The organism is Cupriavidus sp. GW823-FHT06D04 (genome assembly GCF_058795055.1).
Genome location: NZ_JBXAHL010000041.1, coordinates 1 through 18836 on the forward strand (window position 1 = coordinate 1; position 18836 = coordinate 18836).

General features: G+C 62.8%; 15 protein-coding genes and 4 pseudogenes. 2 read left to right on the top strand and 17 right to left on the bottom strand.

Annotated features, from left to right (window positions below):
• From AC1Q7H_RS33040 to AC1Q7H_RS33055, 4 genes and pseudogenes are all read right to left on the bottom strand, one after another.
• Nucleotides 1–452: pseudogene (locus AC1Q7H_RS33040) on the bottom strand (ISKra4-like element ISBte1 family transposase); the annotation flags it as partial.
• Nucleotides 453–490: 38 nt separating this feature from the next.
• A complete protein-coding gene (locus tag AC1Q7H_RS33045; protein ID WP_153956406.1) occupies nucleotides 491–1093 on the bottom strand; it encodes a plasmid pRiA4b ORF-3 family protein in 603 nt (200 codons plus the stop codon).
• 102 nt (nucleotides 1094–1195) lie between these two features.
• Nucleotides 1196–2593, bottom strand: a complete 1398-nt coding sequence (locus AC1Q7H_RS33050) for an ISKra4 family transposase (protein WP_492382155.1) — start codon at nucleotides 2591–2593, stop codon at nucleotides 1196–1198.
• Nucleotides 2594–2629: 36 nt separating this feature from the next.
• Nucleotides 2630–3238 carry a plasmid pRiA4b ORF-3 family protein gene (locus tag AC1Q7H_RS33055; protein ID WP_492382156.1) on the bottom strand — a complete coding sequence of 203 codons (609 nt, stop codon included), beginning with the start codon at nucleotides 3236–3238 and terminating at the stop codon, nucleotides 2630–2632.
• Nucleotides 3239–3311: 73 nt separating this feature from the next.
• Here AC1Q7H_RS33055 and AC1Q7H_RS33060 point away from each other — a divergent pair.
• Nucleotides 3312–3428 (top strand): annotated as a pseudogene (locus tag AC1Q7H_RS33060) (FAD-linked oxidase C-terminal domain-containing protein); the annotation flags it as partial.
• Nucleotides 3425–4655 (top strand): annotated as a pseudogene (locus tag AC1Q7H_RS33065) (aminotransferase class I/II-fold pyridoxal phosphate-dependent enzyme). The pseudogenes AC1Q7H_RS33060 and AC1Q7H_RS33065, both read left to right, overlap by 4 nt.
• Before the next feature lie 20 nt (nucleotides 4656–4675).
• Here AC1Q7H_RS33065 and AC1Q7H_RS33070 read toward each other — a convergent pair.
• The 13 genes and pseudogenes from AC1Q7H_RS33070 to AC1Q7H_RS33130 all read right to left on the bottom strand — a co-directional run bounded on the left by AC1Q7H_RS33070 (nucleotide 4676) and on the right by AC1Q7H_RS33130 (nucleotide 18774).
• Entirely contained in the window at nucleotides 4676–5116 is a 441-nt protein-coding gene (locus AC1Q7H_RS33070; RefSeq protein ID WP_492382157.1) for a fumarylacetoacetate hydrolase family protein, read from the bottom strand.
• Nucleotides 5117–5153: 37 nt separating this feature from the next.
• Nucleotides 5154–5576 carry a PaaI family thioesterase gene (locus AC1Q7H_RS33075; protein ID WP_492382158.1) on the bottom strand — a complete coding sequence of 141 codons (423 nt, stop codon included), beginning with the start codon at nucleotides 5574–5576 and terminating at the stop codon, nucleotides 5154–5156.
• A gap of 7 nt (nucleotides 5577–5583) precedes the next feature.
• Nucleotides 5584–5880: a Clp protease/crotonase-like domain-containing protein gene (locus tag AC1Q7H_RS33080; RefSeq protein WP_492382159.1), complete on the bottom strand. Its 297-nt coding sequence runs from the start codon at nucleotides 5878–5880 to the stop codon at nucleotides 5584–5586.
• Nucleotides 5877–7547, bottom strand: a complete 1671-nt coding sequence (locus AC1Q7H_RS33085; protein ID WP_492382160.1) for a methyl-accepting chemotaxis protein — start codon at nucleotides 7545–7547, stop codon at nucleotides 5877–5879. Before AC1Q7H_RS33085 ends, AC1Q7H_RS33080 begins: the two co-directional genes overlap by 4 nt.
• Before the next feature lie 219 nt (nucleotides 7548–7766).
• Nucleotides 7767–8543, bottom strand: a complete 777-nt coding sequence (locus AC1Q7H_RS33090; protein ID WP_492382161.1) for an SDR family NAD(P)-dependent oxidoreductase — start codon at nucleotides 8541–8543, stop codon at nucleotides 7767–7769.
• A gap of 54 nt (nucleotides 8544–8597) precedes the next feature.
• Nucleotides 8598–8698: pseudogene (locus AC1Q7H_RS33095) on the bottom strand (electron transfer flavoprotein subunit alpha/FixB family protein); the annotation flags it as partial.
• Between the two features lie 20 nt (nucleotides 8699–8718).
• Nucleotides 8719–11151, bottom strand: a complete 2433-nt coding sequence (locus AC1Q7H_RS33100; protein WP_492382162.1) for an efflux RND transporter permease subunit — start codon at nucleotides 11149–11151, stop codon at nucleotides 8719–8721.
• Nucleotides 11148–12197: a WD40/YVTN/BNR-like repeat-containing protein gene (locus tag AC1Q7H_RS33105; RefSeq protein ID WP_492382163.1), complete on the bottom strand. Its 1050-nt coding sequence runs from the start codon at nucleotides 12195–12197 to the stop codon at nucleotides 11148–11150. Before AC1Q7H_RS33105 ends, AC1Q7H_RS33100 begins: the two co-directional genes overlap by 4 nt.
• A 149-nt stretch (nucleotides 12198–12346) precedes the next feature.
• Nucleotides 12347–13714: a DUF1329 domain-containing protein gene (locus AC1Q7H_RS33110; RefSeq protein WP_153955200.1), complete on the bottom strand. Its 1368-nt coding sequence runs from the start codon at nucleotides 13712–13714 to the stop codon at nucleotides 12347–12349.
• Between the two features lie 35 nt (nucleotides 13715–13749).
• Nucleotides 13750–15450, bottom strand: coding sequence for a DUF1302 domain-containing protein (locus tag AC1Q7H_RS33115; RefSeq protein WP_492382164.1), 1701 nt, complete (start codon nucleotides 15448–15450; stop codon nucleotides 13750–13752).
• A gap of 580 nt (nucleotides 15451–16030) precedes the next feature.
• Complete coding sequence (locus AC1Q7H_RS33120; RefSeq protein ID WP_492382165.1) at nucleotides 16031–17059, bottom strand: NADP-dependent oxidoreductase; 1029 nt, start codon at nucleotides 17057–17059, stop codon at nucleotides 16031–16033.
• 37 nt (nucleotides 17060–17096) lie between these two features.
• Nucleotides 17097–17975 carry an SDR family NAD(P)-dependent oxidoreductase gene (locus tag AC1Q7H_RS33125; RefSeq protein WP_492382166.1) on the bottom strand — a complete coding sequence of 293 codons (879 nt, stop codon included), beginning with the start codon at nucleotides 17973–17975 and terminating at the stop codon, nucleotides 17097–17099.
• Nucleotides 17976–17988: 13 nt separating this feature from the next.
• Complete coding sequence (locus tag AC1Q7H_RS33130; RefSeq protein ID WP_249678763.1) at nucleotides 17989–18774, bottom strand: SDR family NAD(P)-dependent oxidoreductase; 786 nt, start codon at nucleotides 18772–18774, stop codon at nucleotides 17989–17991.
• Nucleotides 18775–18836 lie beyond the last annotated feature (62 nt).

An 18836-nucleotide genomic window follows, 5' to 3' on the forward strand; every position in this document is an offset into this window, starting at 1 on the left:
AATACCTCTTGCAGAACGTTGACGGTCAGACCATACGACATCAGCGCAGCAAACTTGACCTCGAGATACTGCAGTTCCGGACTGATCCGCTCCGGCAGACACCGGGCGACCGGACTGAAAGTGGGGGCGGTACCCGCGCATTGCCGGCAAGGATACAGCCTGGGACTGTTAATCGACATCCGTCCAAATGGCGAGCGGAAGACCAGCCGATGGTGCCCCTTGCAGACTAGCGGCGCTCCGCACGTGGGGCAAACGCTCGTCTTGGCAACGGCCTCGGCAACCTGCGCCGCAACCATCGTGCGCTGCAGCCCGCCTAACAGTGCTTTCGCTTCCGCCAGATGCAGCCCCAACGAGCCAGCATCAAAGGCTGTTCGTTCGAACTGAGCGATCTCCGTGACGGTGGCCGGCGCGGGCCCTTCGTCCTGCACTACGACTTGCAAGCTGATACGCATGGCCGCCCTCCTCGCTTGGACAAACTGCGGCGACCAGTCTACGCCTGGAGCTGCCGCAACCGATCATTGACAATTTGGCGGTCGAAGCGACGGTCCAGCCAAGTCAGCCACTGGTCGACCTCATCACGTAGCTCGTCCCGTTCGATGGGGCGCTCGCGTAGGGATTCGAGCCATTCAATGAATTCCCATTCGCTCCAAGTTTCCCTGACCTCCAGGTATCTTTCCACCCCGCCGATGTCCTCCGGCGGACAAGCCCCGCTCCCAGCCACACAACGTGGCATCAGCTCTGCATTCTGCCTCAGCGCGCGTCGCTCGACGCGGATATCGTGGCGCCACCACGCATTGAAGTCGTACACGTAAAAGAAAGCTTCGTGCTCGCGCAACGCGAATGCGCTCAGCGTAAACGCGGTTGCCGCGGTGGAAAATTGCAGAGCGCCCTCACGGGATTCGCCGTAGCGCTGGCCACGAATCATGAACTGGTGCAGATGATCGTCGGTCCAACCCATCGCCGCCTGGATGACCTCGTGAAGCTGGCCCAGCGTGATTTGCTCAGGGATGAACACACGTCGCCAGACCGGCGGGCTCAAGCCGCGCAGCGTGATTCGGAGTTGAAGGACTGATATCTCAGGATCGGAAGCCATCCGCCCATTCTAGGTGGCTCATTGACCTCACGGCAGGAGTTAGGGAAGTCGCCCCCGATTTGGCGCGGTCTCGTGCCGAGACCGCGCCAAATCGGGGGCTGACTATGCGGCACGGCGGCGATCGTCTTCTCCGGCAATGGAGGGATACCACCGCTCAACGTACGACCGGAACTGGTTATTGAGCACGGCGGTTCGGATTTGCAGCAAGTTGTGCGCGTGTCGCGGTCGCCAGGCCATCTGCTGCCGTTTGACGAACCGCTTGCTGACCACCTGGTTGACGGCTGACTCGACAAAACCTGATGCAATGGGCTCCCCATGCCGATAGCGATCACCGTAGTTCACGATGAAGTGCCGGTTGTTGTCCAGGTAGACAATGAACTCCTCGAGCTTGCCGAGAAGTTTGCCCTCCTCGGGGCTGGCCTCAGGGTCCAGATCCCAGCTCAGGCTTTCCAGGCAGCGCAACGCTGGAAAGGGGCAGCCGTGCCACACGTGCCACTTGGCGCCATGCAGCGTCTTGATCAATGCGGTATTGCTGGGGCCATCGCTGTGTGCCGGCCGGCCCTTGATCATCTGTTCGAGATTCTGTACCCGCATGGCGATGTGGAACCAATCGAGAACGTACTCACCGCGGTCACCAAAGCCGAGCTGGGCAAACCGTACGGTATCCCCGCCGTCCGACAAGAAGGTGACCGGCTGACTGGGTTGCACACCTTCTCGTAGCAGGAAGTTCCACATACGATCGGCCGGTCGGCGCTCCAGTTTGTGCACGTAGGCAAAGCTATGGCCGCCATCCTGATCCCGCAGGGACTTCCCGACGATCACTTCAAACCAGCCATCCTGGCGGCGCCGGTGGCCGGCCCGCCGAAGGTAGCCGCCGTCAATGCCGACCGCGCGGACTGGACTGGGCTCGGGGATCTCAGGCGAGCGGATGCTCGCGGCCACCTCCGCCTGCTGCCGGGCGTCGGTGGCCTGTTCCGCTTCCAATCGGCGACCGAGCGTGGTGACCTGGCGCCGGATCGAGCTCGCTGCCAGCACATGATCGAGCGGCAATACCTCTTGCAGAACGTTGACGGTCAGACCATACGACATCAACGCTGCGAATTTGACCTCGAGATACTGCAGTTCTGGGCTGACCCGCTCAGGCAAGCAGTTGGCGATCGGACTGAAGGTGGGGGCGTCGCCTTGGCACCGCCGACAGCGGTACAGCCTGGGACTGTCAATCGACAATCGCCCGAACGCGCTACGGAAGACCAAGTGATGGTGGCCCTTGCAAGCCAATTGCGCTCCGCACGTGGGACACATGCTGGTCCGGGCAACTGCCTCGGCAACCTGTGCCGCGACCATCGTGCGCTGCAGCCGACCCAGCAATGATTTCGCCTCCTCCAGATGCAGCCCCAGCGAGCCCACATCAAGGCCCTCTCTCTGGAACTGGGCGATTTCGGTGACGGTGGCTGGCGCCCCTCCCCCGTCCTGCACTACGAGTTGCAAGCTGATACGCATGGCCGCCCTCCTCCCGTGGAAGCTGCGGCGACCAGTCTACCCCTCGAGCTCTCGCAACCGATCGTTGACGATCTGGCGATCAAATCGACGATCCAGCCAGTTCAGCCACCCGTCGACCTCGTCGCTTAGGTCTTCCAGCACGACAGGCCGCTCGCGCAGCGACTCGATCCAATCGAGGAACTCATATTCACTGTGTTCGTCCCTGGCCTCCAGATACCGCTCGATCCCGCCAATGTCCTCGGGCGGGCAAGGCCCGCAACCCGCCACGCAACGGGGCAACTGGCCAGGCCGTTGCCGCAGCATACGCCGCTCCATGCGTATCTCGTGGCGCCACCACGCGTTGAAGTCATACACGTAGACAAAGCCTTCGTGTTCGCGGAGATGAAACGCGGTCAGCGGCAGTTCATTCGCCACGGTGCAGAACTGCAAGACGCCTTCATGAGCTTCGCCGTAACGCCTGCCCCGAATGCTGAACGTGTGCAGATGTTTGTCGGCCCAGCCCATGACGACCTGGATGACATGGTGCAACTGTCCGAGCGTCAAGTGCTCGGGAACGAGGACGCGCCGCCAGACCGGCGGGCTCAGGCCACGCAGAGCAATTCGAAGTTGAAGAACCGAGATCGCCGGCCCAGGATTGGAAGCCATGCGCGCATTGTAGGTGCCTCATTGGCCGCTCGGCAGCGGCTCGGTCGTCTGCCCCCGCTTTGGCGCGGTCTCCTACAAGAGCGCGGTCGAACTCGCGTTGATGCGGCGCCTGAAACGGGCCTTCGATCCACTTGGCCTGCTCGACCCCGGCAAGGTCCTGCCCGACACCTCTACCGAGATTTCTCCATGAGCATTTTCCTGTCCCAGCGCGCCCGCCGGGTGCGCCTCTCGCCAATCGCCGCTGCGGGCCAGCGCGCCACCGCGCTGGCCCGCCAGGGGCGTGACATCCTGGCTCTGACGGCCGGCGAGCCTGAGTTCGATACCCCCGAGGCCATCGAGCGGGCCGCCATAGCCGCGCTCGCGCGCGGCGAAACGAAGTACACGCCCACCGCGGGCACGGTCGCGCTGCGCCAGGCAATTGCCGCCCGGTACCAACGCGACCACGGGTTCCCGGTCACCCCTGCTGACGTCTTTGTCGCCAATGTCGGCAAGCAGGTCATCTTCGAGACTTTCTCGGCCACATTCGACAGCGGCGACGAGGTCCTGCTGCCGGCGCCATATTGGCCTTCCTTTCCGGACATCGTGCGCGTCAATGACGGCACCCCGGTGTTTCTGCCCTGCGACGAGCGCAGCGGCTTCAAGCTTGACGCCGCCCGACTGGAAGCCGCAATTACACCGCGCTCGCGCTGGCTGGTGCTGAACACCCCGGCCAACCCGACCGGCGCGGTCTACAGTGCAGACGACCTTGCGGCCCTCGCCGAGGTGCTGCGCCGCCACCCGCACGTTCTCGTGCTCGTCGATGAGATCTACGAGCAGATTCGCTTTGGCGCGGCACCACCGCACTGGATGAACGTGGCGCCGGACATGCGCGGGCGCACACTGCTGGTCAATGGCGCATCGAAGACCTATGCCATGACCGGCTGGCGCACCGGCTGGGGCATCGCCCCCGTGGAACTGGTGCACGCAATGACGGCAATCCAGTCGCAGGTATCTTCGGGCGCCAGCGCGATCGGCCAGGCCGCCGTGGCGGCGGCGCTCGATGCAGCCGACCAGACGTTCGTGCAACACGCGCGGGAGCCCTACGCGCGCCGCGCCGAACTCGTGACCAAGACCATTCCGTCTATTCCGGGCCTGCAACTGCTGCTGCCGCAGGGCGCGTTTTTTGCATACGTCAACTGCGGCGGCCTGATCGGACGCCTGCGGCCCGATGGGCGGCCCCGTTGAGAGCGACGCCGATGTGGTCGACTGGCTGCTGGAGGCCGAAGGCGTGGCTGTCGTCGACGGTGCTGCCTATGGCCTGTCGCCCTACTTCAGGCTCTCCTTTGCTGTGGCCGACACGGTGCTGGAGGACGCGCTGCACCGCATCGCGCGTGCGGTTGCCGCGCTGAAACCGGCAAAGCTGGAGGTGGTGGCATGAGCGATCTCCTGGCCCCGTAGTCAGGCGCTGCCGGATATGCTCACAGCGGGAAAGGCTAACACCGCTCGAAGAGGAATTCGCTCATAGTCGAGCCGCGTAGATTCCGGCGGCAGCGGGATCGGCTGCCCGTGGGCGACCTGCGAGGCGGCGACGCGAAAAAAGATGGTCGGCCGCACGGTCACCTCCCTGCGCGTTTCGCGGACGTGCCCGGCGTAGTTCAGGCCGGCGCAGAGGATCTTGCGCGGATCGGCCACCACCGGGCGGTAGGCGTCGAGTTTGTCGGCTTCGGGCAGGTCGGCCGTGTGGCGGGTGGCCATGTCCATCAACACCTCCACGTGCTGCCTGCGCAGCGCCGCACCGATGTCGGCGGTGCGCAGGCGCGCGCCGAGGTCGATCACTCCGCCGGCCGTCGTGGCGCCAAAGCTCTGCCGTCCCTGATGGACGAAGCTGACCACTTTCATGGGTATTCCTGTTCGGTGTTCGGTTTGGGATTGGCGCTCAGGCGCGCCGCACCACCAAGCAGGTGGCCGTGGCGGTCGCTAGCAACTGACCGTCCTGCCAAAGCTGTCCGACCACGTTGCAGACGTTGCGGCCGCGCCGCTCCAGCCGCGCGTGCCCTTGCAGCGGCCCCGGCTTGCCCGGCCGGAGGAAGGACAGATTGAGGCTCAGCGTAGAACAGAACTCACCGTCGGCCAGCGTGGCGGTGACAAGCATGGCGGTCACATCGTCGAGCATCGCGCCGAGCATGCCGCCCTGCACCTGTCCGGCAGGGTTCAGGAAGGTGTCCTTCGCCACGTAGGCTGCTTCCAGCGTGCCCGCTTCCGTGTCGACGGAGCGTACCTCGCCGCCAAGCAGGCCACAGACGGCCGGTGGGGGCGCCTCGCCGCAGCGCATGCGGGTGAAGTAGTTGTCGGGGGTCATATCGGTTTCAGTGTCCGGTAAAGCGCGGCGCCCGCTTCTCGCGCCATGCCAAGGCGCCATCGCGCAGGTCGTCCGAGGCGTCCGCGCGGGCGATGTCGCTCGCCAACTCGTCAACATCGAGCATGCCGCGCCCGATGCGGTTCATGTGCTTCTTCATGCCGAGCAGTGCCAGCGGTGCCATGCCGGCCAACATGTTGCTGACTTCCCGCACACGCGAGCGTAGCATGTCGACGCTCGCTTCGAGGCCATCGAGATAGCCAATGCGCATGGCGTCGGCGTCGAGGCGCTCCGCCAGCAGCATCACGCGCCTGGCCAAGCCGCGGCACCTGCCGTGGCACCGGCCGCTTTCCGGACCAAGGGAGTGACCGATACCTTCCGAACGGGAACGTGCGGCCTGCTTTCTGCAACGACCGTGCGCGCTGAAGGGCTGGCATCGGTCAGCTTGAACACGGATACAGCCGCGGTCAGGTTCTGCGCCTGCTCTTCGAGGGACTGCGCTGCAGCAGCTGCCTCCTCGACCAGCGCCGCGTTCTGCTGTGTGACCGCATCCATCTGAACCACCGCCTGATTGACCTGCTCGATGCCACGACGTTGCTCTTCGGAGGCCGCCGCGATTTCGCCGACGATATCGGAAACTCGTTTGATCGCCTCCTTCACTTGGCCGATGGTCGTGCCAACCTCCGCAGCCTGTGTGGCCCCATCCTGAATCGTCGCCACCGACGAGCCGATCAGTTCTTTGATTTCCTTCGCAGCGGCGGCTGAGCGTTGCGCGAGACTGCGAACCTCGCTCGCCACCACGGCAAATCCGCGACCCTGCTCGCCAGCACGAGCTGCTTCGACAGCGGCGTTCAGCGCTAGAATGTTCGTCTGGAACGCGATGCCCTCGATGACGCCCGTGATCTCGGAGATCTGGGTCGAACTGCCGCTGATCTTTTCGATCGTGCCGACCATGCTTTGCATCGCATCGTTGCCCGCATCCGCCATATCGGTCGCACGCGCGGCCAGTGCGTTTGCCTGCTGCGCGTTGTCCGCGTTTTGCCTGACGGTCTCGGTCAACTGCGTCATGCTGGAGGCGGTTTCCTCAAGAGACGCAGCCTGTTCTTCCGTGCGCGCCGACAGATCGGTATTGCCAGTGGCGATCTCCTGCGAAGCCACTTCGACCGATTCCGCACTTACCCTGATGCCGCGCACCGTATTGCTGAGTTGCTGGTCCATCTTCTTGAGCGCCTCCAGCAACTGGCCGAATTCGTCGCGCGAATCCACGGCGAAATGATTTTCCAGCTTACCGTGGGCGATTGCATTTGCCACATCCACAGCCTTGCTGAGCGGATGCAGGATGATGCGCAAAAAGTAAATCACCATGCTGATCGCGATCACGACCCCTCCACCGATCAGAGCAATGATGATCCGAAGATTGGCCTGGAAGGAAGCCTCGCTGGCATCGGCGAACCGGCTGGCCTGAGCGGCATTTAAGGCTGCGTCCTGTTCAAGCGCGTCGTCTAGCTGCGTCGCTAAAACTCCCAGCTTCCTGATAATGACGACGGCCTTTTCGTAGTCACCAGTCTCCAGAACTGCAATCACCTCGTCCGTGATGGACTTGAACTGTGGCAAGAGATTCTTGATCCGCTGCGCGACTTCGCGCTCCTTATCGGAGAAGACCTCGATCCGGTAGTATTGATCCCAGGCTTTGCTGATACGCACCTGATCGTCACGAATCATTGCGATCGCCGCCTTCGTTTCAGCGGGATCGCGAAAGACTTGGGCTCGCCGCAATTGCAGGCGGATTCTGGCCTCACCGACTCGGATATCCGATAGCTCTGCAATGGGTATCGTACTACCGGAATAGAGGGCTTGGGCACACGCATTCAGCTTTGAAAGACCGAATATTCCCAGAAGCCCCATTACAGTCAAAAAAACTAGGAATGCGACCGAGACGAGGATGATCTTTAACTTGATGTTTATCTTCTTCATGTTCTGCCATGTGACCCGAAATTCACCGCACCGCGACCAGCCCGCCGCTGATCGCCGAGACCGTTTGCCTTCATGCAGCGGCATCCATGAATCAGGAGACAACCCACCATTGGAGCGTTATCGAGCGCTGCCCCATTGGTACGAGAACTACTATCGACCATGCGAAGCACTTCCACATTGCGCATGGCCGCCCCCAACTCCCTCCGTCTGGATTCGCTCCTATTGAGCTGAGGCCCCACCATCCAAAACCAATTCGGCGCCGTTCATCCACTTTGTCGACGCTACGTAACACACGGCATCGGCGACGTCTTGAGGATCTCCAAAACCCATGGGATGAAGACCCGCCAAGGCGTGGTGGGCGGCATTCTCGTCTGGCGCAAGTCCCGCCGACACCAGGTCGCTCAGCACCGTATCCCCAAAACCTCCCTTCACAACTGCAGGGTGAATCGAGTTCACGCGAATGCCGTTACGAAGGTAAGCACATTCAAGCGCAGCCGCTTTCGTCAAGAGCCGGACCCCTCCTTTCGCAGCGCAGTACGCACTCATGCCCACGCTGCCGACGATACCCGACAGCGACGAGATATTAACGATGCTCCCACCCCGGTTGCGCATCGCACGAATTCCCCATTTTGTCCCAAGGAAAGCACCCTCCAGACAAACGCGCTGGACCTTCTGAAACTGCTCTAACGTCAAGTTCTCAAGCAGCGAAAAGACAACGATTCCGGCATTGTTCACGACAATATCGAGGCCGCCGAGCACGTTCGCTGCATGTGCCATCACCCGCTCCCAGTCCGCCTCGCTTGTAACATCCTGCCGGGAAAAGGCTGCTCCTTTAATGCTGCTTGCTGTTGCAGCGACCTTCTCCTCCTGCACGTCGGTGAGCAACACTTTCACTCCATAGTCGGCAAGCGTCGAAGCAATTGCCGCACCGATCCCGCCAGCAGCACCTGTCACCAATGCCGCCTTCCCCGACAAACTTTCCATTGCTTTTTCCATCGTTTCCTCTGGTAAGTTGAAGTTCTGGCCCCCGCTCAAACCGATCTACCCTGCTTACAGGGCGACAGTCAGTTCAGGCACAAGCTCAAACAAGTCCCGACAAGGCCGTAGTCGGCAATACCAAAAATTGGTGCTTCAGGATCCTTATTGATCGAGAAGCTGGCCCAACCAACCGTCAACATGAACATTGGTCAGCGTCTATTCGCGCCGTGGGTGCGCTAGCCGGCTTCGCTGGCGACAGCAGAAAATGCCCCAGCGTCGGCAATAAGATCAGCGCCCCAACCATGTTCCACACGAACATGAAGGTGAGCAGCACGCCCATATCGGCCTGAAACTTGATCGGAGAGAACGTCCACGTCGCCACCGCAACCCCCAGCGTGATGCCGGTAAGGACCACAACCCGGCCGGTAAAGAGCAGCGCCTTGTAATACGCCTGGGACAGGCTTTGCCCCTGGCGCAGATGAGTCAGGGTCACCGTGAGCACATAGAGCGCATAATCCACGCCGATGCCGACGCCCAGCGCAATTACGGGCAGGGTGGCCACCTTTACGCCTATCCCCAGGAACACCATGAGCGCTTCGCACAGGACGGAGGTGAGCATGAGCGGCAGCACCGCGCAAAGCACGGCGCGCCAGGAGCGGAAGGTGATGAAGGCGAGCACGATCACCGCCGTGTAGACAAGCAGCAGCATTTGCAGATTGGCCCGCGTCACGACGATGTTGGTAGCCGCCTCGATTCCAGCGTTGCCCGCAGCGGACAGGAACCGGATTTCGTTGCTGTTGTGAGTCGCCGCGAAGTTCTCGATGGTGCCCACCACGCTCGTGAGGGTGTCTGCCTTGTGATCCCTCAGGTAGGCATAGATCGTCAAGAGGTCGCAGTTCTGATTGAACATCTCCCGCGGCGCGTGCGTGACGATGGTGTTCAGCAAGTCCTGATTGCGCGGAATGCCGTACCACTTCAGACTGCCCTCGTTCATGCCCGCCGCGGCCTGCTTGGCGAGGGACGCGAGCGAGTTGGTCGACACCACCCCGGGCAGGCGCTGAAGTTCTCCTTCCAGGGCGTCGACATCCGACAACGTGTCGTAATGCGCGCATTCATAGCGCGGCGTTTTCACCATCACCACATAGGTGTCGCTGCTCGCCCCGTAGTGGCTCACCATGAAAGCATTGTCGCGGTTATAGCGGGAATCGGGTCGCAGCTCCGGCGCGCCTGGGTCGATGTCACCAATCTTCAGGTGCGTGCTGACGGCAAAGCCTGCCGCGCCGAGCGCGACCGCTACGAGCAGTGCCCCGCTCGCCCACTTGCGTGTCGTAAACAGGTCGAGGAACGCCCAGAACGGATGCTTGGTATGCGGTGCAGCGTCTGCTTGCGGATGGGCCTTCAGACTACGCGCCGCAGCGGCTGCGCTCACCCCGGTGTATGACAAGAGGACCGGCAGCAGCACCAGGTTGGTGAAGATCAACACTGCCACGCCGAGGCTCGCCGTGATGGCCAGATCTTGGATCACTTTGATGTTGATGACCATCAGCACCGCAAAACCGACCGCATCGGCAAGCAGCGCGGTAAGCCCCGCGAGGAAGAGACGCCGGAACGTGTAGCGCGCAGCCACCAGCTTATGCGTGCCGCGGCCGATGTCCTGCATGATGCCGTTCATCTTCTGCGCGCCGTGGCTCATGCCGATCGCAAACACGAGGAACGGCACCAGCACGGAATATGGGTCCAGTTCGAAGCCGAGCGTGCGCAGCAACCCAAGCAGCCAAATCACCGCGATGAGCGAACACAGCACTACCAGCAACGTGCTCCTGACGCAGCGGGTGTACCAATACAGCACCGTGGTGCAGATCGCGATGGCCGCGACAAAAAACAGCAGCACTTCTTGCAGGCCGTCGATCAGGTCACCCGCCACCTTGGCGAAGCCCGTGATATGGATCTTGATCGAATCGGATTCGTACTTATGCCGAAGTTGCTCGAGCCGCTGCGATAGGTCGCGGTAATCGGTGCGCTGGCCGGTTTCTGCCACCGTATCCTGCAGCGGCAGCAGGACGATGCTCGACTTATAGTCACCCGCCACCAGACGTCCGAGCTCGCCGGAGCGCTCGACGTTGAGCCGCACCTGACCGATGCTCTTCGCAGAGCCGTCATAGTCGTCGGGAATCACCGGACCACCGTCCAGCCCGTCCTCGGTCACGGCGATCCAGCGCGTGGCCGGCGTCCACAGCGACTTCATGTAGGGCCGGTCGACGCCCGGAAAGAGAAACAGCTCATCATTGATCTTGCGCACCGTGTCCAGGTAGGCGCCGTCAAAGATGGTGCCGCGCCGGGTTTCCACTGCAATGCGCAATGTGTTGCCCAACCCTGCCAGTTGGCCCTTGTTCTCATGATAGTTGACGATGAATGGATGCCGTGTTGGGATCATCTTCTCGAAGGCCGCATTAGGCCGCAGCCCAAGCGCCTGGTAACCCAGAACGAGTGTGGCGATGACGCACAACACAACCACCCACATCCGGTGGTTGAAGAAGATCCGCTCGGTCGTCGATCCGGAGCTTTGATCGAAATCCTTCAGATCGCGAACGACGGGATGCTCCGTGAAAGCGTTGAGGTGACTCATTTGTTTGACTCCGCGCCAATGGCGTGTGCAGGCACCCGGGTGATGCCACCGGCCCCAGACAGAATGACCGCGCCGTCAGCGGCCTGCGCGATGCCCGTAAACGACGACGGCCGTGGAATGGCGACCGGCGTGAAGGCACGCCCGCCGTCGACGCTGCGCAAGAGGCGGCCGGTCTCATCAACCATCACGAGCGATCCGTCCGACAAGCGTGCGCCCGCAGTCAGCGTGGCACTTGTGCCCGTGTCGACCTTGCTCCAAGTCGCGCCGCCATCGCCGGTCCGATATGCATTGCCACGCAGCCCCAACGCGACGAGCTCCTCTTTCGGGGAGACGACAAGATCGAAATAGGTGCCCGCGTACGGCGTCGTGACTTCCACGAAGTGTTGACCGGCGTCGCCAGAGCGATACAGCGCACCCTGCTCGCCTGCGAGGTAGAGCCCGCTTGCGGTCGCAAAAATCTTGTAAAGATGCTTGCCCTTCGGGTTGTCGAGGCGACCCATGAGCGACAGCCAGGTCTTGCCGCCGTCGCGGGTGCCAACAATGAAACCGTAGGCACCGACGGCAAACCCATTGTTCTCATCGGAAAAGTACACGTCAAAAAAGGGCTTGTCGGGGCCATCAGCCACCAGCCGCTGCGCGTTGACTACACGCCTAGGGTCGCCCTCAGCCTGGGCCGAGGCCAGTTCCAGTTGCGCGGCTTGCCGGCCGTCGAGTTGCTTGACCCAGGTCTGGCCGCCGTCGCTCGTGTGCAGCACGACGCCGCTGTGGCCGACAGCCCAGCCGTCCTTGGCCGAGATGAAAAAGACGTGGGTGAGCGTCACGCTGACCGGCACGCCCGTTTGCCGCCAAGTGCGGCCATTGTCATCCGAGAGCAGCACGATGCCGGCCTCGCCGACGGCCACTAAACGCGGACCAGCATGCGTCACTGCGAGAAGAACGGACTGACTGGCCCGGGGGGTAAGCCGGGCGGGCTGGTCCAGCAAGTCCAGCCGCGCCCAGGCAGCGGGAGTGAAGGCAAGCGTTGCTGCGACAGCCGACGCCGCCATGACGCGTGCTCCCCACGTCCGCAAGGGGGTGCTTACTGCTTTTGACATAAAGAACTCTGGAAATCGTTGAGGTAAAGCGCGACATGCCGCCTGGCGGCCAGGCGGTCCGCCACCGCACGGTGGCGCGCCGCCCTTCGTTGTTGCGACCTTTAACGAGCGGCGTCGGCCGCCGCAGCCTCGCCGGTGTAGAAATTGTCCGGCTTGCGCGCTACGACCCTGTACGTCTCGCCGTTCAGGAACTGCACACCAACCAGGGTCCCGGCCTGAAGGTTAAAGACGGCCGCGGGTACAGTGACCACCGCTGGAACCGTCGGCACCACGAACGGGGCGACCTGCAATGTGCGCCACAGCTTGCCCTGGGAGTCGTACCCGTCGATCAGCACGGCGGCCCAGGAGTCCTCGTCGAAGTAGAACAGGCGTTTAGGCACGGCGTGGCGCTTGCCGGGAGCGACCGTGGCCTCGACCACCCATACCCGGTGCAGCTCCCAACGCAACTTGTCGGGATTTAGGTGATGCTTGGCAAACGCATCGTCCACGCTGGCCGTCACGAATCCGTTGTCGTTATAGGGGATGTACATCTCCTTTTTGCCAATGAGCTTCCACTGATAGCGGTCGGTACCGCCCATGAAGCCGTCGGTTTCGTCGAAATAATCGACCCCCGATGAGATGAAGTTAGGCGTGTCATAACCCACGGTCGGCGCGCGCCGCACGCGCCGCTGCCCGACCAGGTACTGCCAGCTCTGCGTCGGTTCGCTCGGATCGATCCGGTGATGGCTCACCAGCGTCTCGCCCGACTTGTAGGGCGGTTCGGTATTCGTGTACCGCTGCAGGTAATATTGGCCCGTCCATTTTTCCGCGGTGCCATTCTTGTAGTAATAGGGGTAATTCCAATTGTTGACACCGCGGCATGCCAAGGTGCGCGAGCCGTCCGACGCGCCGACGATGCACTTGAGGCCGTACTCGGCCGCCTCCGGCGCTACACGCAACAGATGATTCCAGATCAGCTCTGCGCCGTCTTTCGGGATCGGGAACGGGACGCCGCCATAGCAGTTCTTGATGGCATTGCCGTTGGCGGTCAATTCACAGCGACTTGCGTTCTTGAGCGTGTTCTCGTAGACCCAGGCAGGCGCGGCAGCAGTGCGATGCGTCGGATACACATCAATGCGGAACGTGTCCGGGTACTTCTTCATCAATGCCTGCGTGCCGTCGCTAAGTTTGTCGGCATATTGGGCCATGTTTTTCGCCGAGATCTGCAGCACTGGCTTTTCGTTGGCGAACAGAGCCGCCGGAACGTCGCCGACTTTGGGCCCCGAAACCGCGCTGGTGATGCCGCCATCCCACGCTGGAATCGTGCCGTCTTTGTTGCCCGCCTTTTCCGCGCCGAGCGGGGTCAGCGTCGTCTTGAGGTTGCCGGCTTCGTCAGCGCTCACAGCCGCGCTGGCCAAGCGAGTTCCCACCACTGCCACGGCAATCGCCGTGCACAACAACGCCCGATAGTTAAGATGGTTCACAGCCATGTGTGTCTCCTTGATTCGAATCTGGAATCCGCCGATCAGAAAGTGCGTTGCACCGAAAGGGCTACGAAGTCGCGGTCCTTGTAGACCTGGTTTCCCGAGAGCTGCCCCAATCCATTGATCACCCCTCCGCCCTTGCCGTAGAAGTGCGTGTAGGTGAGCGACGCATTCCAGACGTGCTGATACTCGCCTTTGAGCCCGATGTTGATGTCGCCTGTGCGGCGAGCAGGCAATCCGGCGCCATTGACCGAGGAGATGCCGGAGAGGCCGTAGCCGACGCCGACCGGCACTTTGAGGTCGAGCCCCGGCAATACCTGGAAGTACTCGGGCTCGAGGATGAAACGCAATGCGCTGGCGTCGCGCGTGACATTGGGGTCGAGCTGCGTCGCGTTCTTGGTGATGCTCAGCCGCCGGTTGAAGGCGAGTTCGCTCACGAGCGAGGCGGTTTGCCACAGAGGGCTGGCTGGAAACAAGGCAATGGCTGACAACTGGGCGTGCAACGTGTTGCCGACCGGGTACAGCGGGTTGCTCCGCCCGTCTCCGGTGCCGGTCGGGTCGATGACCACGTTGCCGGTGGCCGCCAACGGCATATTGCGCCGAATCGAGACTTCACCCGCCACATTGGTATCGCCGACGACGGTGCTGAAGCTCGCGCCATAGGTCTTGATATCCTGCCCGTAGACGAGCGCGTAGTCGCCGATGCGCCCTGTCACGGGATTGAAGCCGCCCACGCCAGGCCGGAGGTAGAACTGCGGGAACCGGTCGTGAAAGCGCGCAGCGTACACCCCGTATTCCGTGTCACCCACCTTGAACTTGACTTCTCCTCCACCCTGGCCGGAATTGCGCGCGCTCAGATCATCGCCTCGGAAAAACGCCGCCGGGCCACCGCCCGGCATCAGAGGCGGGCCCGCTAGGACGCGCTCGCCGCCGGCATCGGCGAAGTCCGCGAAACTGAAGTAACTGCCGGCGCCCGGCAGGCGGGCCTTGCGCCACTGATATTGGTAATAGGCACCAGCGGAGAGCTGGGGCGTGAACTGCCAATTCGCCGAGACCTGCCCCGTCGGCAGGAGGATTTCCTTGAACTGCGAATTCGGCACGGACAGCAGCTTGACGATGTCCGGCGAGGCCTGCGCCGCCGCGATCCCGTTGCCGCCGAAAAACACGCTCTCGCCGTACAGTTGCGTGAAACGTCCGGCGCGCAGATTGAGCGCCGTGTCGCCCGGCGTGAACTTGCCGAACACGAAGCTGTCGAGAAGCTCGGCCTTGCGCCCGTGCAGTTTTTCAGTGCCGCTGGTGAAGTGGTCGTTCGGCACCGAGAATGAATTCGCCGTCGCCGGAGAGTTGTTGGCGTTGGAACGGTTGTAGATCGAGTCGTACCACGCCGCCGCGCTGACACGGGCACCGAAGTCTTGATACTTGAGGTCGAACTCAGAGAGCAGGTCAAGGCGGTTGGAGATCATGCCTCGATGGAAATTCCGGTCCCCATCGTCCAGGTTCGGATTTGGGTTGGAAACGCTGGGGCCGGACACTTCCGTATCCAGGCCGTTCACGCGGAAGGCGGTGCTGTACTTCACCGTGTTATCCCAACGCAGCTTGAGCTCCGGGTTGCTGGTGTCGATCTCGAACGCGTGGGCGGCCGAAAGCGTCCCCACCATCCCAAGCGCGCCGGCCATCAGCCGCACATTGCTGGCCGGGCTGCTCCGACGCCCTGACTTGCCGTTCTTCAGCGGTACTTCCATCGCGCGTCTCTTCCTATTCTGATTAGCCTTCTTCGTGGCGGCCTGCGGTCGCAGGTTCATGTGCACGATTCCGGCTGTCGTAATCAAAATCGAATTGCCCAGGCTCGCTGCCTGGACATGTCTCCACCGCTCCATCGTTGTCTCCTGTCTCCATGTAGTAGTTGTTTTTTGATGCTTCATGATCAAAGCAGGGTCGTTTCCATTTCTGGGGCTAGCCGTTCAAATCAGGCCGAGCCGTCGACTTCGGCAATCTCGCAGGGACAGCGGCATACATTCGCTAGGGGCGGAACAGCCCAGCACGAGGCAGGCTGAATATCGCGTGCGTAATTCAGGGCGGCATTCAAGAACCTGGCGCGGGTGTCGACCAGAGGGGTGCCGATGACACCTGTCGTCCGCTCCGGTCGCAGTCTGCGAACTCCACCTTTATCGTGTGAATGACTTCTTTCATTGCTGATTCACATCGTGCGGCCGAGAAGCGACCAAGGCATGCGGCCGACGATGGAGGCGAAAACGAACACTCCGGCTGAGATAACCAGGATCAGCAGCACCATACAGACTCGCTCCCCGACGCCCTCGTGCTTCATACCGGGTCGCCCACCTTCAGGATGAGCTTGCCCGGCTCCTTGCCCGTGAAGACCGACATCAGGAGGGCAGGGGCTTTCTCGAAGCCTTCGTGCACGTCCTCCTCGACGCGCAGCTTGCCCTGCTGCACCCACTCGGCGAGCTGCTTTGCGCCCTGGTCCAGCCGGTCAGCGAAGTAGAACAGGTGCACGCCTTCGACACGCAGCAGCTGCGTGACGATCTTGCCGTAGTTCTTCGGCCCCTGGAAATTCAGGTCCGCGTAGCCCTGCGACATCGCGCCGCAGATGACTATGCGCCCGCGCTGCTTCATGTGCAGGAACATCTCGTCGAGGATGTCGCCACCGGCATTGTCGTAGTACGCATCGACGCCGTCCGGGCACAGTTCGCGCAGCCGCGCGGGGATGTCGTCCGTCTTGTAGTTGATCGCCGCGTCGTAGTGACCGCTCTCGACGATCCAGCGGCACTTATCGTCGTCACCGGCAAAGCCGATCACCTTCTTCGCGCCCAGGGCCTTGGCAATGCCGCCGACCACGTGGCCGGTGGCCCCGGTGGCGGCCGAGACCACCACCGTGTCACCCGGCTGCACGCGCAGCTGATCCACCGTGCCGAAGTAGGCCGTCAGGCCACCCACGCCAAACATGCCCAGGTTCCACGACAACGGATAGTTCGCCTTGGGCAGCACTCGCAGCGGCATCGGGCCGCCCGGCCGCACCACCACGTAGTCCTCCCAGCTCATGAAGCCGTCGACCAGGTCGCCGGCCTTGTAGTCGGGGTGGCGCGAATTGACGACCTGGCCGATGCCCATCGTGCGCACCGGCGTGCCGGGGGCCTGCGGCGGCAGGTAGCCGCCGTCCTCGGTCATCCAGAGCCGCTGGGTCGAGTCGAAGCCGAAGTACAGCGTGCGCAGCAGCACTTCGCCGTCGCCCGGTTCGGGCACCGGGCCTTCGTTGTACTGAAAGTCCTTCGGGGTCAGGTCACCGACGGGGCGTCGGCCCATGAGCCATTGGCGGTTGATGGGCTGGGTCATGTCTATCTCCTTTGTAGTTGTCAGTATCTGCTCGCCGTCACTTGGCGTTCACGCCGAGCATCCTGAAAAGGGCCTTGTCGAAGGCGCGATCGGGCATCCAGCGCCCGATGTGCCACGCCTTGTCGAGCGGATAGCGGATGCGCGGCCGTGTCGACTCAAGGGCGTGCCGCACGGCCTCCAGAACGACGGACATCGGCGCAGCCTTACTCTCCTGCTGCATCAGCATCGCGGTGAAGCGCTGCCACATCGGCCCGTAGTCGCTGTTCGCATAACGGTCGTTCTTCAGCTCGGTGCGGGTCTTCTCGAACATCGCGGTGCGGATGAAGCCGGGCTCGATGGTGGTGACGTCGATGCCCATGAACTTGAGCTCCCGCCGCAAGGCCTGGCCCACCGCCTCGACCGCATGCTTGGAGGACGAGTACGCCCCCATGAACGGCAGCGTCATCACGCCGGACACCGACCCCATGTTGATGACTCGCCCCTTCGGCCCGGTGCCGCCGCCACGCGCGCCCAGTACTGGCAGGAAGGCGCGGGTCACCGCCAGCAGCCCGAAGACGTTGACGTCGAAGATCTTGCGAATCTCTTCCTCCTGCTGCATCAGCAACGGGGCGGACGGGCCGATGCCGGCGTTGTTGATTAGCGCCGCCAGGTAGCGGCCGCCCAGCACCTCGTCGACCTGAGTCACCGCCTGGTTCAGCGCAGTCCGGTCGGTCACGTCGAACACCAGCGGCACGAAGGCCTGGCCCCAGCGCGTCACCAGCCCGTCGGCATCGGCGAGCCGGCGCACGGCCCCGCAGACGAGGTAGCCGCGCTGCATCAGGTCTTCGGCGATGGCAAAGCCGATGCCGGTGGAAACGCCCGTGATGAGTACCGTCTTGCCGGCCACGCGGCCTGTATCTTCTGCGGTCGTGCCCATGCTCATACCGTGATCAAAAGTGAGTGGGAAGTCGGGCGGTGTGCCCGCCATCGACGATCAGCTCGGTGCCGGTGACCATTGCGCTGTCGTCGCTCGCGAGGAACACGACGGCGCGAGCGATGTCATCGGGCGTCGCCACGCGTCCCAGCGGGATCTGCTGCGCGAACGCGTTGAGCATGGTCTCGCGATCGCCGAACAGCGGCATGTGCGGGTCGAACATCGCGGTGTCGACATACGACGGATGGACGGCGTTGCAGCGGATCGGGTAGCCCTTCTCGGCGCAGTGCATGGCCACGGCCTGCGTCAGTGTCCTGACGCCGCCCTTGCTTGCGCAGTAGCCCACCGTGCTCGGCACGCCGCGCAGCCCCGCCACCGAGCCCAGGTTGACGATGGCGCCCGCCTGCCCACTGCGTCGGATGGCACGCACGCCGTGCTGGCAGCCGAGGAACACGCCGGTGAGGTTCACCGACATCTCGCGGTTCCACTTCTCCAGCGACAGCTCCTCGAAGTCGACCGGCGTCGTGATGCCGGCGATGTTGCAGACGATGTGGATAGCACCGAAGGCCTGCTCCGAACGCGCGATCGCGGCGGCCCAGCCGGCGTCGTCGGCCACGTCGAACGCCTCGACGCTGGCGCGCCCGCCCTGCTCGCGCAGCAGCGCCGCGGTCTGCTCGGCGCTGGCGCGTTGCACGTCGGCGACGACGACGCTTGCGCCTTCGGCCGCCAAACGCAATGCCGTGGCGCGGCCGATGCCCGAGCCGGCTCCGGTGACCAGAGCTACCTTGTTATTCAACTTCACGCTTGTCTCCTTTCTGTCTGTCATTGACATCGCCTTCACACGTTCCTGAGAGGACGTCGATC

Excerpts from the sequence above, each read along its gene's own strand:
- AC1Q7H_RS33045 (WP_153956406.1), bottom strand. The coding sequence starts at position 1,093 with ATGGCTTCCGATCCTGAGATATCAGTCCTTCAACTCCGAATCACGCTG.
- AC1Q7H_RS33050 (WP_492382155.1), bottom strand. The coding sequence starts at position 2,593 with ATGCGTATCAGCTTGCAACTCGTAGTGCAGGACGGGGGAGGGGCGCCA.
- AC1Q7H_RS33055 (WP_492382156.1), bottom strand. The coding sequence starts at position 3,238 with ATGGCTTCCAATCCTGGGCCGGCGATCTCGGTTCTTCAACTTCGAATT.
- AC1Q7H_RS33070 (WP_492382157.1), bottom strand. The coding sequence starts at position 5,116 with ATGAAAGTGGTCAGCTTCGTCCATCAGGGACGGCAGAGCTTTGGCGCC.
- AC1Q7H_RS33075 (WP_492382158.1), bottom strand. The coding sequence starts at position 5,576 with ATGACCCCCGACAACTACTTCACCCGCATGCGCTGCGGCGAGGCGCCC.
- AC1Q7H_RS33085 (WP_492382160.1), bottom strand. The coding sequence starts at position 7,547 with ATGAAGAAGATAAACATCAAGTTAAAGATCATCCTCGTCTCGGTCGCA.
- AC1Q7H_RS33090 (WP_492382161.1), bottom strand. The coding sequence starts at position 8,543 with ATGGAAAAAGCAATGGAAAGTTTGTCGGGGAAGGCGGCATTGGTGACA.
- AC1Q7H_RS33100 (WP_492382162.1), bottom strand. The coding sequence starts at position 11,151 with ATGAGTCACCTCAACGCTTTCACGGAGCATCCCGTCGTTCGCGATCTG.
- AC1Q7H_RS33105 (WP_492382163.1), bottom strand. The coding sequence starts at position 12,197 with ATGGCGGCGTCGGCTGTCGCAGCAACGCTTGCCTTCACTCCCGCTGCC.
- AC1Q7H_RS33110 (WP_153955200.1), bottom strand. The coding sequence starts at position 13,714 with ATGGCTGTGAACCATCTTAACTATCGGGCGTTGTTGTGCACGGCGATT.
- AC1Q7H_RS33115 (WP_492382164.1), bottom strand. The coding sequence starts at position 15,450 with ATGGAAGTACCGCTGAAGAACGGCAAGTCAGGGCGTCGGAGCAGCCCG.
- AC1Q7H_RS33120 (WP_492382165.1), bottom strand. The coding sequence starts at position 17,059 with ATGACCCAGCCCATCAACCGCCAATGGCTCATGGGCCGACGCCCCGTC.
- AC1Q7H_RS33125 (WP_492382166.1), bottom strand. The coding sequence starts at position 17,975 with ATGGGCACGACCGCAGAAGATACAGGCCGCGTGGCCGGCAAGACGGTA.